At 46.4% G+C, this 15,156-nt stretch carries 15 protein-coding genes; 7 read left to right on the top strand and 8 right to left on the bottom strand.

The window, feature by feature from the left end; translation table 11 throughout:
- Window positions 1-79 precede the first annotated feature (79 nt).
- From PP175_RS20705 to PP175_RS20680, 6 genes are all read right to left on the bottom strand, one after another.
- Window positions 80-1,147 (bottom strand): glycosyltransferase family 4 protein, encoded by a 1,068-nt coding sequence (locus tag PP175_RS20705; RefSeq protein WP_272440123.1) that lies wholly within the window; start codon window positions 1,145-1,147, stop codon window positions 80-82.
- A complete protein-coding gene (locus PP175_RS20700) occupies window positions 1,134-2,519 on the bottom strand; it encodes an O-antigen ligase family protein (RefSeq protein ID WP_272440122.1) in 1,386 nt (461 codons plus the stop codon). The genes PP175_RS20705 and PP175_RS20700 overlap by 14 nt, the downstream gene beginning before the upstream one ends.
- 18 nt (window positions 2,520-2,537) lie before the next feature.
- A complete protein-coding gene (locus tag PP175_RS20695) occupies window positions 2,538-2,882 on the bottom strand; it encodes a hypothetical protein (RefSeq protein ID WP_272440121.1) in 345 nt (114 codons plus the stop codon).
- A 12-nt stretch (window positions 2,883-2,894) separates the two neighbouring features.
- Window positions 2,895-3,359: a DUF4330 family protein gene (locus PP175_RS20690; RefSeq protein WP_272440120.1), complete on the bottom strand. Its 465-nt coding sequence runs from the start codon at window positions 3,357-3,359 to the stop codon at window positions 2,895-2,897.
- Window positions 3,359-3,859, bottom strand: a complete 501-nt coding sequence (locus PP175_RS20685) for a DUF4330 domain-containing protein (RefSeq protein WP_272440119.1) — start codon at window positions 3,857-3,859, stop codon at window positions 3,359-3,361. The genes PP175_RS20690 and PP175_RS20685 overlap by 1 nt, the downstream gene beginning before the upstream one ends.
- 124 nt (window positions 3,860-3,983) lie before the next feature.
- The gene (locus PP175_RS20680; protein ID WP_272440118.1) at window positions 3,984-5,111 is read right to left on the bottom strand and encodes a glycosyltransferase; all 1,128 of its coding nucleotides are present in this window, start codon (window positions 5,109-5,111) and stop codon (window positions 3,984-3,986) included.
- 171 nt (window positions 5,112-5,282) lie between these two features.
- Here PP175_RS20680 and murJ point away from each other — a divergent pair, with 171 nt between their 5' ends.
- Entirely contained in the window at window positions 5,283-6,851 is a 1,569-nt protein-coding gene (murJ, locus tag PP175_RS20675) for a murein biosynthesis integral membrane protein MurJ (protein ID WP_272440117.1), read from the top strand.
- 1 nt (window position 6,852) lies between these two features.
- Window positions 6,853-7,779: an NAD-dependent epimerase/dehydratase family protein gene (locus PP175_RS20670; RefSeq protein WP_272440116.1), complete on the top strand. Its 927-nt coding sequence runs from the start codon at window positions 6,853-6,855 to the stop codon at window positions 7,777-7,779.
- A 345-nt stretch (window positions 7,780-8,124) separates the two neighbouring features.
- Here PP175_RS20670 and csaB read toward each other — a convergent pair whose 3' ends face one another.
- On the bottom strand, window positions 8,125-9,234 hold the full coding sequence (gene csaB, locus PP175_RS20665; RefSeq protein WP_272440115.1) for a polysaccharide pyruvyl transferase CsaB: 1,110 nt from the start codon (window positions 9,232-9,234) through the stop codon (window positions 8,125-8,127).
- Window positions 9,235-9,600: 366 nt separating this feature from the next.
- On the opposite strand from csaB, the gene PP175_RS20660 reads away from it, so the two are divergent.
- The 4 genes from PP175_RS20660 to trxA all read left to right on the top strand — a co-directional run bounded on the left by PP175_RS20660 (window position 9,601) and on the right by trxA (window position 12,641).
- Window positions 9,601-10,194, top strand: coding sequence for a fatty acid metabolism transcriptional regulator FadR (locus PP175_RS20660; protein ID WP_272440114.1), 594 nt, complete (start codon window positions 9,601-9,603; stop codon window positions 10,192-10,194).
- A gap of 152 nt (window positions 10,195-10,346) precedes the next feature.
- Window positions 10,347-11,114: an electron transfer flavoprotein subunit beta/FixA family protein gene (locus PP175_RS20655; RefSeq protein ID WP_272440113.1), complete on the top strand. Its 768-nt coding sequence runs from the start codon at window positions 10,347-10,349 to the stop codon at window positions 11,112-11,114.
- Between the two features lie 12 nt (window positions 11,115-11,126).
- Window positions 11,127-12,095 (top strand): electron transfer flavoprotein subunit alpha/FixB family protein, encoded by a 969-nt coding sequence (locus PP175_RS20650; protein ID WP_272440112.1) that lies wholly within the window; start codon window positions 11,127-11,129, stop codon window positions 12,093-12,095.
- 228 nt (window positions 12,096-12,323) lie between these two features.
- A complete protein-coding gene (gene trxA, locus PP175_RS20645; RefSeq protein WP_272440111.1) occupies window positions 12,324-12,641 on the top strand; it encodes a thioredoxin in 318 nt (105 codons plus the stop codon).
- Window positions 12,642-12,730: 89 nt separating this feature from the next.
- Here the strand turns inward: trxA and PP175_RS20640 are convergent, their stop codons facing one another.
- Complete coding sequence (locus tag PP175_RS20640; protein ID WP_272440110.1) at window positions 12,731-13,102, bottom strand: hypothetical protein; 372 nt, start codon at window positions 13,100-13,102, stop codon at window positions 12,731-12,733.
- Window positions 13,103-13,308: 206 nt separating this feature from the next.
- On the opposite strand from PP175_RS20640, the gene uvrC reads away from it, so the two are divergent.
- Window positions 13,309-15,102, top strand: a complete 1,794-nt coding sequence (gene uvrC, locus PP175_RS20635; RefSeq protein ID WP_272440109.1) for an excinuclease ABC subunit UvrC — start codon at window positions 13,309-13,311, stop codon at window positions 15,100-15,102.
- Window positions 15,103-15,156: the final 54 nt, after the last annotated feature.

Raw genomic sequence — 15,156 nt, 5'->3', positions numbered from 1 at the left:
TTTGCTGCTGCTAAGGTGCTGGCTAAAACAAACAGGCAACTTCCCTGAAACCGGGAGGCTGCCTCAATCCTTACATCTATTAAAAAAGAATATCCTTCAACTGCTCAACATACTGCTCCTGCTCCTCTTTATAGGCAGCAAGCCCGTTGGGAGGCGAGACAAGAGCGTCCCGGCATTTCGCAGCGAAATCGTGCGCGTCGCCATCAGCAAAAACAACCGTGCCGTTTGGCCGTTGGACGACATTGCTTGCGATGGCCGGTGTACCAAAGTAAAGCGCCTCCCGAATGGAGATTGCATCACCATCACTGCGGGTCGGCCGGACAAACAAAGCCGCTTCCTGGATGAGCGGGTAGAAAGGGATTTTCTCCTGCACGAACAGGAAACGATCAGAAAGCCCAGCATTTTGCAGTTTTTCTTTTGCAGCATGAACCATCGAATCATCCACTACGTGCGTAATACAGTACACATACCCCACATCCGGGAATTCATGCGCGAGTTCAATGAAAGCATCCACACACAAGTCCAATCCGTACAACTCGCTTCCATTATAAAGATTGCCCACCCCTCCGTTTGCCGCAATCACACGCGGATGTTTCGCAAAGAAATCCCATATAAAGGCCGGGATCGTTTCTTTCGCTAACGCTGCGTTAGACCCAGACGTATCAGGCGGTATAAAAGCAGGTATCACGCTGATCTTTCGGGCAGGAATCTTAAGTTCTACCAGTTTATCTTTAATTTCCGGACTTACCGCTACGAAATGGTCGGATAGAACCCCTGTCATGTATACCATCATCTTATGTACAGCGGACAGCTGTCCGCTGTCATTGCGCAGACTATGGATGGTATGCACAATTTTTTTCCCTTTTAACTTTAATAGAGAGAGAGTGAAGCGCATCTGCCAGCGCAGGAAGTGATTATGAATAATATCTTCATTTCGCTGAAATAGATAGCGCCATGACCATTTCTCGATGGAGGGAAGGGGCACAACCGGGCGGTCCTTGATCGCACTTTGTCCGCTGCCGTCGTAAATGATAAAGGGGCAGCCTTCCTGTTCAAGACGATCACACAATCGTTCAATATGTACAGAAATCCCCCCAACAGGTGGGGGGTAAACGCCAATTTCGGCGATAGACTTATTTGGCTTCATCTGTAATGTTCTCCTCCTGGCTGCGTATCATATTGTAGACAGCCGCCAGAATGCCGAGCAGAATCCAGAACATGAAATCGACGCGGTACTGGTGCCATACATCTTCTGTCATGCCGGCAAAAGCAATGGCGATGAGCGAACCGATACCGGCTTTGGCCGTATAGGATAGGAATTTATCCTTTCCATTATTCATAAACAAAGCAATGATCGGCGTCTTGAAACTCTGATAGAACATATAGAGCAGGGAGAGAATCGCCATAATTCCGCCGGTGACAAAGTTCATAATATAAATGTTGTGGAAATGATTTACCCGAATGTCAGGAAGCATGTAATCCGTGTAAACCTTTTTGAAAGTCGTGAGATCTGAACCGATACCGGTTACCCAGAAATCCCGGATCATCGCAAAAGCGGCTCCCCACATTTTAAAGCGGTAATCACTTGACGTATCCTTCGTTGGATTGAATGCCGAGGCCAGGCGGTTCATGATCACATCCGGTACCAGATGCAGCCCCACCGCGCCGGCAGCAATCAGCAGGCCTAACGCAACAATCCGTCTGCTGATCATACAGGCGACCAGTGCTAACGCCATGAATACCCCATACCATCCCCCGCGGGAATAGGTAAGGATAATGGCTGCGAAAATAATAAGGAATTGAGCGCTGAATAAAACCCGGTTGCCCCATGTTTTGGCGTAAAAAATAAGGGCAAAGTTAAACGGCAGGATCATGATGAGATACTGTACAAACAGGTTCGGGTTTTCAAACGTTGCAAAAATCCGCTTGCTTAAGCCCGGATTGTCCGCGACATCCACCCAGCTGGCAGATGTGAAATCCAGCGTGAAGTACTGGTAGATCCCGTACACGGATACAAGTGCCGCTGATAAGATAAGCGTCACGATAAAACGATAGAGAACTTCCCTTGTCGTTACCTTGGTAACGATCAGGATATAAAGCAGGAAGCTGACGAAATAGTATAACCCAAAGTTGGTTAAACTTTCTTTAACGTTTGCGGAGGTAAGAGCTGTTATCAGCAATACAACCAGAAAAAGAAAGACCGCAAAATTCAGGTGATTTTTCAAGTTGGCTTTCATTAAGCCGTAGTTCTGCTCGGTGACAAACAGCACCAGAACAAACACGACAATAAGAGCCAGCAGGGGCCTGTACGTTAGAATCGGCAGCGATAAGGCAAATAGGTAGAGGCCATATTCTGAACGGTAAAAGGTAATGCCCAGAAAGGCTGCCACCAGAAACAGCTCGCCCAGCAGTTCGCCTATCGTACCAAGAGACAGACCCGCGGCATATCTGTATTGTAATACACCCGCAACGATCCCAATGATCGATACGAGCAGCATTATAAGGCGTGTCTTCTTCATTGTATTCTACTCCCGGAACTACTTATTTGGATCAAACATCTGGCGCAATAATTTGCCAGGAAGGCTGTTCGCGGCGATTTTGGATAGGCGGGCGGGACCGGCAAATACGAGCAGAACGGCAGCCAATAGATCAAAGCCGAGAATGATCTTCATCTTTTTAAAGAACAGCAGGATAAAGACATTCGCCAACAGTAAAATGAATAAAGCCCATAGCCCTTCCTGTAAGGCGGGGTTATCTGCTTTTTGTTTGAGGCGGCCGAAAACGCTGCCGCTCCCGATTCGCCGGGAAAACTTCTCCATTACATTAATAAAACCATCTGCTATCCTGTGGATGAACCACGTATAAAACGATGTTTTCTTCACGTCCTCACCATCCTATTCTACATCTAGCACGCGCGAAGCAAATGTCGCTTGGTTCGTCTTGGCGGGAAGATATTGATTTACATAAAAAAACGTATCATCGATAATTGGGCTTCCGTTAAGCGATTTATAGCCGTGTGCTTTAATCGTTACATAAACATCTTCTGCTGCGGCAAACGGCATGTTTAAAATTCTGCCGTCTTTCGAGGTGATCGTTTTCTGAGCGGGCTTGGCAGATACAGAGACGACCGTGCCAAACGGTGATAGCGATCCTTTCTGGAACACTTTATCCCCTGGGCTTATTGCCTGATGATAGCCAGGATCGGCCGACTCAATGACAACAGAAACCATCATGTCCTGTGAAGGCATCTTTAAATGGCCTGCCAGGTTAAATTTTAAACCGGTAATGACTACTGCAGCGATGAGCAGCAGGGTTATGAACACATCTCCCAGGGTAAAAGAGAAGGAACGAGTATTCATTATTTCCCACCCAGATTAACGGAAGAGATCACCGTATCAATCATATATTTTGGCCCTTTGATAGAAACTTTATTGCCCGCTAGTAGGCCGAGATCCGCAACGACTGCTGTCTGGCTGGATACTGTTGCATTCGCCTTAACGGTGATGTGCACCATTTCTTTCTGCGGAACAGTAGCCAGGACCATCCGTCCGTCTGCCGTTGGAACAGCCTGCTTGCCCGGCCCTTTTTCTACGCTGACAACCTGGCCGATTTTAGTATTGGTGTCTTTGCTGCGGATTTGGTCGCCAGGTTTGATGGCATCCACTACAAACGGGTGCTCCGCACTGGAATAAAGGACATACGTAACTTCCTTTTGCTTAGCAGGACCTGTTCCAAGATCTTTGTTCTGCGTATATTTAAGGCCTGCAAATACAAGCGCAACAATCAGCAGAAGTATTAAAAACAGATCCAGAATATTAATGAGACCAAAGAATTTCCCTTTTTGATCAACAACTTTCATGACGTTGATTTCCTCCTACTCTTATATAAACACTTTCCTGCATAATCTTCATAAGAATATCACATACGAACATGCCCGACAACTTGAACCATTTAACAGATAAAAACCCGCCTGGAAAGCGGGTTTATCTTCGCCTGATCAAATTTTCGTATACTTGTTTGGTCCGTTCAGCCATATGGGTTAGCGTATAATCTTGCAAAACCGCCTGATAGGCTGATTCTGCTAGTTTCTCCCGCAGCGAAGAATCTTCTTTAAGGATCAAGATATTCTGCCTGATCTCCTCAGCTTCATGAACAGGGATGGCAATTCCTGTTTCATAATCCACGAGAAAGTCCTGAATGCCGCCAACCAGCGTAGAGATCACCGGTTTTTTTGCCGTCATCGCTTCCAGCAAGGAAAGGCCGAGTCCTTCTGAATACGAAGGGCTGACGAACACATCAATAGCCTGAAGAAGCCGGGGGATATCTTTGCGAAACCCGGTAAAATGAATATGATCGCTTATTCTTCTGCGGGCGGCTTCCGCTTCCAGTGATTCTTTCTCGGGTCCGTCGCCTACTGCCAGCCAGTGGATGTCCGGGTGTTCCCGGACAAGCGGTTCCATCGCATCCATTAGGTCATGGAGCCCTTTTACGGGAACCATTCGTGAAACTGTGCCAATAACAAAGGCGTTCTCAGGAATGCTGTATTCACGTCTAATTTCAGAAGGGTTGACATCTGCCTGCTGATAATCTTCAAGCGCAATTCCATGATGGATAAGCGTGATCTTTCCCGGAGGCACACCTTCTGATTCAAGCGACTTCATAATGGCGCGGGAGATTGCGATATAATGATCATTCCACTTGCGCGTTAAGAATTCCATCCGGGAGGCAAGGAAATAGGCCATGGGGTTTGGATAATCGTAACGCAGTATGCTGTGGATGGTCGTTAGAAGAGGAACGTTTAACAGGGAGCGGGCAGCTAACCTTGAGAAAAAGTTTGCTTTCACCCCATGTGTATGGATCAGATCAGGATTTTCTTCTTGAAACACACGGGTAAGCCCGCCAATCAGGCGGAAATCAAATCGCTTGTATATATCCAGCACAATAACAGGAATGCCTCTCTTTCGCAGTTCCTGGGCGAAAGTCGAATTGTAAAAGCAGACCACAACGGGATCTGCATCTTTCTGGGAAAGGATGGTAAGCAACTCCAGAATGTGCTGTTCAGCTCCGCCAAACTCGCCACCGCCTATAACGTGCAGTACTTTAATCTTCATCGTCCTCAGTTCACTTCCTGACTGTACAGCAGCTCAAACTACATCATGTCAATTATAGCTTATCAGGTATCTCTTATTCAATGTAAACTGCTTGATTTTTATGTAGGACTGTGTCGTAATTAATAGATGGATATTGCCCGCGTGAGGCTTTAAGTTAGGAGTACGGTATTTATGGTCCAAAGTGTCGTGCGTTCTGCGGCAGTCATTATGATTGTAACGTTAGTCGGACGCGTTATTGGCTTGGTGCGCGAATCGCTGCTGGCCAACCAGTTCGGCTTAAGTTTTCAGGCTGATGCTTACACATTTGCGTTTTTGACAGTTCCCAATACCATCTTTTTATTTGTGCCCGGTGCACTTAACGCAATTTTTGTTCCTTCTATTAAGGGAATGCTTGTCAACAACAAGGAAGCAGAGGCTCAACATTTATTTCGGAAGATGCTCACCTTTACTTTTCTGGTGTATCTAGTTATTACCATACTTGGCATTCTTTTTTCCCGGGAAATCATACAGATCGTAAGTGGCGGGGGATACACAGGTGTTAAACTGGAGGTTACCACCCGCATTATGCAGCTCATGTGGCCTTCTGCTGCGTTTATTGCTCTGATTGGCGTATTCCAGAGCACATTAAACGCTCACCATCAATTCTTTATCCCGACACTGAGTACCGTGGTAAATTCCATTGTGGTGTGCTTGGCTTATCCTTTGCTTGTGCCGCAATACGGCATTTATGGAGTTGCGATTGGTACGACCCTGGGTTTCGCGTTTGCAGCCCTAACGATGCTTCCGTCGATTCGGAAACAGAAGTACTCACTAAAGCCCGATTTGCGCTTGAACGACGCCGATATGAAAAAAATTGGGGAGAGGTTTGTCCCCATCATGTTCGGATCTTTGATTACGCAGTTGTACCCGTTTATTTACCCGGTGCTTGCTTCAGGTTTGTCAGATGGCAGCCTCGCCATTCTGCGATATGCCAATAATATTTACCAGCTACCCATGGCAATTTTTGTTGGGACGTTTACGCTGCCTATTTTCCCTTACCTCGTAGAGTATTATACCAACCGCGAAATGGGGAAGATGAAGCACTCTCTTACCCAGGGCATGCAGTATTTGCTCATTTTAACCATTCCAACAACGGTTGCTATGGTTGTCATGGGCAATTCACTTGCTTCGCTTCTGTATCACTTTAAAGATAGCAAATTTACGGTTCAGGATGCCCATATTACCGGGGTCGTTATTGGCTATTTAAGTCTTGGCTTGTTTTTCCTGGCCGCACGAGATTTATTAACCCGTGCCTTTTACGCCATGGAAAACACGAAAATAACGGTGATTGCCGCAGTAGCCGGCATGGTTGTAAATATAGTGGCAAGTGTTGCCCTCCGGCCTTTAATGGGCGTGTACGGTCTCGCGCTTGGGACGACCATTGGCTCATTTGCAAATGCTGTCTGGCTTGCCTATATTCTAAGAAAAGAGATTGGAAGCTTTCTGCTTGCTGCCTTTTGGAAGACTGCGATAAAGACGCTAGTTGGATCCGCAGTTATGGGAGGATTCCTGTATTTTGCGGGGAGTCTTTCCATCGATTCACTTCAGCTTGCTAAGCTATATATCGTACTGCAGATTGCTGTCGGTGCAGCTGTGTTCTTCGCTTCAATGGCAGTCATGCGCGAGCCGCTTGCACTGGCAATTATTGAACGCGTTGCAGGTAAAATTATTAAAAGAAAAAATAAGGAAATAGGTGAATAACATGAAGGTAGTCGTTACCGGAGGAGCCGGTTTTATTGGATCCCATATTGTCGACCAATGTATTCGCAAAGGGTATGAAGTCATTGTTATTGATAATTTGGCAACCGGCAAAAGACAAAATCTGAATTTAGAAGCTACGTTTTATGAAGCGGATATCGCTTCTCCGGCTGTTCGCACAATATTTGAGAAGGAAAAACCGGATTATCTTATTCATCACGCTGCACAGGCCTCAGTTCCGGGCTCTCTAAAGAATCCGGTAGCGGATGCAACAACCAATATTGTAGGAACAGTGAACTTGCTGGAAGCTTGTCGGCTCATGGGTGTGAAAAAAGTGATTTATGCTTCTTCTGCTGCAGCCTACGGGGAGCCGGAATATACCCCGCTGGATGAACGGCATAAGAAACAGCCGCTATCACCCTACGGTATTTCCAAATATGTACCGGAATATTACCTTCATGTGTACCATCACCTTTATGGCCTGCCTTATACGGCTTTTCGGTATGCAAACGTTTATGGAGAGCGCCAGGATCCGTACGGAGAAGGCGGTGTTATCTCGATTTTTGTGGATAGGGTCTTGGCGGGGCAGGAACTGCGTGTATATGGCAGCGGTGAACAGACCCGGGATTTTGTTTATGTGGAAGATGTGGCCAGAGCCAACCTGATGGCACTGGCCGCGGGAGACAACCAGATATTTAATATCAGTACGAACAAAAGGACAAGCGTCAACCAGCTGATTGAAGAATTGAACATTTTGGCGGCGAAACCGGTCACCGTCAAGCATGAAGCGCCGCGCGAAGGCGACATTATGCACAGCTACCTGAACAACGCAGGGGCTAAGGAAGGGCTGGGCTGGGAACCCCATTATTCACTTGCAGATGGGCTAGCGAAGACGATGAAGTATTATCAAAAGCTATCACAAAATCAGTAAGTGTTGATAAGCACCATGTGTAAAGGGTCTCGTGCGTTTCACCTGTAAAACTGGCAAAGGTATGCTCAAAACCGGTCCGGGGATCCACAGACACGAAGAAAATGAGCCAGGTACCTGTATTCTCAGTGATTTTAAATCGTATCATTTCGCCGGCCCGTTTCTTCCAGGAGAATAAATCAAATAAAATTTGCAGGTTGGCCTGATCATACCGTTTCATAAAAAAATTCCCCCTTCTAACTTTCCATAGGAGGGGGAATTCTTTATTGTTTTTTTGTTTCCTGCCGGCCCTACAAAACTAGTGGCTAACAGGCAAAACAAGTGTTTTTTCGTAATGGATTCGACAAATTAAAGTTTGCCGTCCTGCTTGAGCAATTCAACAGCGAGCAGGCTGCTTTTTTCCGCTTCCTGCACAAGTGTGCCTATACGCGCGGCAAGCAGGCTCCGGGTACCTTCTAAATCATTCATCAAAGGTTCTACATTAGCAAGCAGAGCATCCGCCTGCAAATCTTTGATATGGCCCGCGGACTTCATGCCGAGGCGCTGGACAAAACGGTCGAGCTTTGGATCGTAGGAAACAGCGGCAAAAGGGATGTTCATAACCGCCGCAAGAATAATGGAATGAAGCCTCATACCCAGTACGAACTGGCAGGCGCCTAGAAAGCTGAAGATTTGCTTGAAATTCATTTTTTCTTCCAGGATAACCGCATCTTTCTCATCCATTAATTCCTTTATATCAATGGACGGTGCCAGGTCTGCCGAATGCTGCATAGGCAGAAAAAATACCTCCCAGCCTCGCCGGATGGCTTCGTCCGCGAATTTAGCAATTTCCTCTTTATAAAGCTGTTCGTTTTTCCACGGTCTAACCGATATGGCCATGACGGGTTTCTTTAAATTGGGCCGGTACTGCTTAATCAGATCCCTGCCGAATGAGATGTCCACCTGATCAGGTGGGATTGTTACCGCCGGGTCGGCTGTGACATAAATCGGAACTTTTTTTACTCCGAAAGATTTTAGGTCTTCGCCTGACTGCTCGTCCCGTACAGTGATGGTATCAACCCGATTGACGATGAGGCGGATGATTTGTTTGCTAATGAACCGGGTAATGGGCCCAATCCCCTGTGCGTAGAATATCACAGGCTTTCCAAGTAGCTTGGCCAACCCTACAATTCCAAGATAATAAATTACACTGCGCGGGCTGGTCGCATCCTGCAGCAGACTGCCTCCTCCCATAACAAGAAGGTCCGAATTGCGGAGCTGTGAAATGATTGCACGCAAACTCCACCGGTTGAAAGCCGGGATGCCAAACAGTTTCCGCGTTTCATCCGGCGTGTTGGACAGTACAGCCAGTTGGACGCCGGGGATATGCCGGGTGAGGGAACTGATAATTCCATATAGAACTGTGTCGTCACCGGCATTCTCGAAACCGTAATACCCGGAGATCAATATTCTTGCCATGAAAGCGACCTTCTTTCAAACCGAACTAAACATGCACACTTTAGTATAACAGGTTGGCAAGTGGTTTGGAAGGGAAAGCCTGTAGAGGGTGTCGCACTTTGTTATTGGATACGATAGCATATGCGTATCCTTACGCATAAAAGCAACCAAGGCTGCGGCTTTCGCCTGCGGATTGGCGCCATCCGAATTTTCCCATTATTCAAAAAGCACTGCATCCCGGCAGGAAAACGGAGGAAGACTGGCGAATTTGTATCTATTCGGATGTAATTTGAATCTACATTACTTATTGACAACCTTGATTTTTTAGAATAAACTAAATTTGAGTGAATGCTCATTCAGTAATGGAAAAAGAGTTGAGGGGAAAGAATGGCGAAGAAAACAGGAGAAAAATATCAGGCAATTATCGAAGCGGCTGTTAAAGTGATTGCACGGTATGGCTACCATAACGCCCAGGTTTCTAAGATTGCGCGCGAGGCTCAGGTAGCGGATGGAACGATTTATTTATATTTTGATAACAAAGACGATGTTCTTATTTCTCTTTTCCGTGAAAAAATGGGCGCGTTTATCGATGTAATCCGCAAACAGATCCGCGAATATGAAAGAGCGGAGGATAAACTTAGACACCTGATCTATATGCATCTGCTGCTCCCTGCTCGAGATAGAAATTTCGCAGTTGTTACGCAGATTGAGCTCAGGCAGTCTAATCCGGCTGTTCGGGAAGGTATCAATAAAGTTCTTAAGGAATATTTAAACATCATTGACCGGATTATCGAACTTGGCAAAGAGCAGGGAATATTCCGGATGGATGTTGAAGTGAGAATTGCACGAAAAATGATTTTTGGCACGCTGGATGAAGCGGTTACATCCTGGATAATGAATGACAGGCAGTATGAATTAGCCTCCCTGACCGATCCAATCCTCAGCATATTTATCAATGGATTAAAGTCCAATTCGCAATAAATTGCAAAACACATAAAAAAAACAATCGTCAAATATGTACAAATATTATTATAATAGTCCATGTAACGAACGCAGTTACCTGTCCGAATAAATGTACATTACAATTATCCGGACATTTCATAAAACTCGCCGAACAAAAAAGGAGGATACATATGAACATTATCGTGTGTGTAAAACAAACGTTTGACACAGAAGAAAAAATCGTAGTTCAAAACGGTACGATCAGCGAAGACGGCGTGGAGTTTATCGTAAATCCTTACGATGAATACGCGGTGGAAGAAGCAATTAAGCTGCGTGATGAGCATGGCGGAGAGGTTACTGTTGTAAGCATTGGCCCTGACCGATCTGAAAGCGCTCTCCGCACAGCGCTGGCGATGGGCGCCGATAAAGCGGTCATTGTAAACAGCGAAGATATCGAATGCGATGAGTACAGCACAGCAAAAATACTTGCAGCTGTAATTAAAGACCGCGAATTTGACCTCATTATTGGCGGCAACATGGCGGTTGATAACGGCTCAGGGCAAGTAGGCCCCCGCCTTGCAGAGGAATTAAACATTCCCCAGGTCATCACGATTACCAAGCTTGATATTGACGGAGGAAAAGCGACTGTAGAGCGCGATGTGGAAGGTGACGTTGAGGTAATTGAAGTTTCGCTGCCTGTTCTTGTCACAGCCCAGCAGGGATTAAATGAGCCGCGTTATCCATCGCTGCCTGGCATTATGAAGGCTAAGAAGAAACCGATGGAGCGCCTTGAAATTGATGATCTTGGTTTATCAGAACAAGATGTGAAAGCGAAAACAACTGTAACTGAAATTTTCCTCCCGCCGAAGAAAGAAGCTGGACGCATTTTAAGCGGAGAGATTAACGACCAGGTCAAGGAATTAGTACAACTTCTTCGCACTGAAGCGAAAGTCATTTAAGGAGGAAGCCACATGAGTAAAAAAGTTCTTGTCATAGCAGAAACAAGAGACGGTAACCTGCGTAATGTTTCATTTGAAGCGCTTGCCGCTGCCAGCCGTGTGGCGGATGGCGGAGAAGTGAGCGCAGTAATACTCGGCAGCGATGCCGGCAATTATGTGGACCAGCTCGGCCAGTATGGCGCCAGCAAAGTGTACGTAGTATCCAATAATGCGCTTTCTTCTTATACAACAGATGCATACTTCCAGGCGCTGCGCCAGGCGATTGAAACCGTGCAACCGGATGCCATCTTCATGCCTCATACGGCCATTGGCAAGGACGTGGCGCCACGGCTTGCTGCCCGTCTTAACCTGGGCCTTGTGTCAGATGTAGTCGATTTGGAACTAAACGGCGATGATATTGTATTTACCCGTCCAATCTATGCGGGAAAAGCTTTTGAGAAAAAGAAAGTGTCTGAGGGCATTCCATTTGCGACCATCCGCCCCAATAATATTCAGGCAGGGGAGCCAGGGACATCCAGTGCGGAAAGGGTAGACCTTCCCGTAGAGATTAAAGACCTTCGCACAATCGTAAAAGATGTCGTTCGCAAAACCGCAGGCGGCGTAGATCTTTCCGAAGCGAAGATCGTTGTCTCCGGTGGCCGGGGCGTGAAATCAGCAGAAGGATTTAAGCCGCTCCAGGAACTCGCTGAAGTGCTTGGCGGTGCAGTGGGCGCGTCCCGTGGCGCGTGTGATGCGGAATACTGTGACTACGCGCTGCAGATCGGACAGACGGGAAAAGTTGTTACGCCTGATCTCTACATTGCGGCTGGCATTTCCGGAGCCATTCAGCATCTGGCCGGTATGTCTTCATCTAAAGTGATTGTAGCGATTAACAAGGATCCGGAAGCGCCGATTTTCCAGGTTGCTGACTATGGTATAGTTGGGGATTTATTCGAAGTGGTACCGCTTCTTACAGAAGAATTTAAGAAGGTTCTCGTTTAACGCGAGCACGTTTCGTTTAACAAAAAAGCATAAGGGGAAAAGGGACAGGAGATTTTCTTTCTGTCCCTTTTTGTGTGTATTTGTGCGGGTTATTAAATCGAATTTTATGGATGGATATTGGTGGTTAATAGTGGTATACTGTTAATGGTATTGAGGTACACTGTTGCTGATATATCGATTTTCCATGCATGTAAGGAATCATCCTATACAATAAAGGAGGAAGTTAGAATGGCTATTGTTCAAGTGAATGACAATACTTTCCAATCTGAAGTTGAAGGAACTGGCACAGTGCTCGTGGATTTCTGGGCACCTTGGTGCGGACCTTGCAAAATGATTGCGCCTGTTCTGGAAGAAATCAGCGGTGAGCTTGGCGATAAATTAAAAATCGCAAAAGTAAACGTTGATGAAAATCCAGCCTCTGCACAGCGGTTTGCTGTGATGAGCATCCCAACCTTAATGATCTTTAAAGACGGTGAAGCCGTTGATAAAGTTATCGGTTTCCAGCCTAAGGAAAACCTGATGAATACGATTAACAAACACCTGTAATTTCTACAGGCGTGTAGAAAGCCCTCCGGTTATGCCGGAGGGCTTTCATATTTTGGTCCATCCCGCATAAAAAAACGCCCCATGGGGCGCTAGTTCCTGCCTTCAAGCTTATATATTTTTTTATCCTGTTCCATAAATTTTAGGTCGTGGAAGCGCAAATGCGTTTTAATATCTTTGACGTCTTCTGCTAATTCGTTGACGGCCAACTGTGTTGCTTTAACCGTTCCTTCTATTGTTTCGAGCCGCTGGTCTACTGAATCAAAGCGTTTATCCATTGCATCAAGCCGCTGGTCTACTGAATCAAAGCGTTTATCAACTGCATCAAGTCGCTTGTCCATTGCGTCAAACCGCTTGTCCATTGCATCAAGTCGCTTGTCCATTGCGTCAAACCGCTTGTCCACTGCATCAAACCGCGTGTTGATTGCATCCAGTACCTTCTGCATCAGTGCGTTAGTGTCCATAAACCGCCCCCCTGACAACATTATAAAATGGTCCTCTCCTTTTGTATAGAAGGAGTGCCTTAAGTTCTTTTCTGTATGAACCGAGCCTGATCTCTTCCATCTCATGCACCGTTATCAGCATGCAACAGGCAGGCTCTTTTGCTGGGTAGAACCTATGTTTCCCTATCGTTTTATGGTAACATAATGAGGGGAGGAGAGGGAATGAAATGAACGCTTTATTAAAAGAAAAATTGAGCCTTCTGCCGGATAAGCCTGGCTGTTATTTAATGAAGAATAACGAGGGCACGATCATCTATGTAGGCAAGGCGAAGGTTTTAAAAAATAGGGTCCGGTCTTATTTTACCGGCAGCCACGACGGAAAAACCCAGCGTCTTGTGAGCGAGATTGTTGATTTTGAATACATTGTAACGTCCTCTCCTATGGAAGCTTTACTGCTCGAATGCAATTTAATTAAGCAGCATGACCCACGCTACAATGTCATGCTGAAAGATGATAAAACATATCCCTACATTAAAATAACGAATGAGAAGCACCCTCGGCTGGAAGTTACTCGCAGGGTATTAAAGGATGGAGCCAAATATTTTGGCCCGTATGCGAATGCCGGGGCTGCTCAGCAGACAAAGAAATTACTGGACCGTCTCTATCCGCTGCGCAAGTGCAAAAACCTGCCAAAGAATGTATGCCTGTACTACCATATGGGCCAGTGCCTCGCCCCGTGCGAACTGGAGGTCGAGCAGAAAGACTATACGGAAATTGTGGATCAGATCGCACGCTTTTTAAACGGCCACCAGGCTGAAATTAAGGCTACCCTGGAAAAGCAAATGGCGGAAGCGGCGGAGAGCCTGGATTTTGAGCGGGCAAAAGAATTGCGTGATCAAATCCGGGACATTGAAGCGGTCGCCCAGAAGCAGAAAGTGACCTTCTCAGACAATATAAACCGGGATGCATGGGGATTTTATACGGATAAAGGCTGGATGAGCATCCAGGTATTCCACGTGCGCCAGGGTAAACTGATTGAGCGAAACGTAGCTTCTTTTCCTTACTATGGGGAGGAAAACGAAGACTTTATCTCCTATGTCACACAGTTTTATTTCCGGGAACATGTCCGGCCAAAGGAAGTCCTGCTGCCTAAAGAAGCGGCATCAGATGGCCTGGAAGAATGGCTTGGCTCAAAGGTAATCGTCCCGCAGAGGGGCTCCAAAAAGCAGTTAGTTGACCTTGCGACTGAAAATGCGCAAATTGCCCTTCAGGAACACTTTGCTCTTCTATCCCGCGATGAGGCGAGGACGATACAAGCGGTTAAGAATCTGGGAGAAATCATCGGCATGGGCTACCCGCACCGCATTGAAGCGTTTGACAACTCCAATATTCAGGGGATTGATGCGGTTTCTGCCATGGTCGTATTCCGGGATGGCAAGCCGGATAAGAAAGAATACCGCAAGTACAAAATAAAAACGGTTGAAGGCCCTGATGACTATGGCTCGATGAAGGAAGTCATTCGCCGCCGTTATACGCGCGCCCTGAAGGAAAACCTAGAGCTGCCCGATTTAATTGTGATTGACGGCGGTAAGGGGCAGATAAGCGCCGCGGTCGATGTACTTGAAAATGAGCTTGGCCTGTACATTCCCGTCTGCGGTCTGGCAAAAGACGACAGGCACCGCACGGCTCAGCTGCTGGTTGGCGATCCGCCGATTCCCGTTGTGCTGAAGAGGGACAGCAATGAATTTTATCTCCTGCAGCGAATTCAGGACGAAGTACACCGTTTTGCCATTACCTTTCACAGGAATACACGTGGAAAAACGTTCTTTCACTCTGAGCTTGATGAGATACCGGGAATTGGGGAGAAGCGGAAGAAACATCTGCTCAAGCATTTCGGTTCGGTTAAAAAAATGAGAGAAGCGGGTGTAGACGAATTCCGCAACATAGGAATCGGTGACAAACTTGCCAGAGAGATTCTAGGCTACCTGAGGAAGGATAAACAACTTTCAGAGTCAGATTAGTATTGCCAGTTATTTTGAACTGTGGTACTATTTTAACCAGCAAAAATGAATAGA

It is taken from the genome of Aneurinibacillus sp. Ricciae_BoGa-3, assembly GCF_028421645.1.
Taxonomy (GTDB): Bacteria; Bacillota; Bacilli; order Aneurinibacillales; family Aneurinibacillaceae; genus Aneurinibacillus_B.
This window is presented reverse-complemented; position numbering and strand designations above follow the sequence as displayed.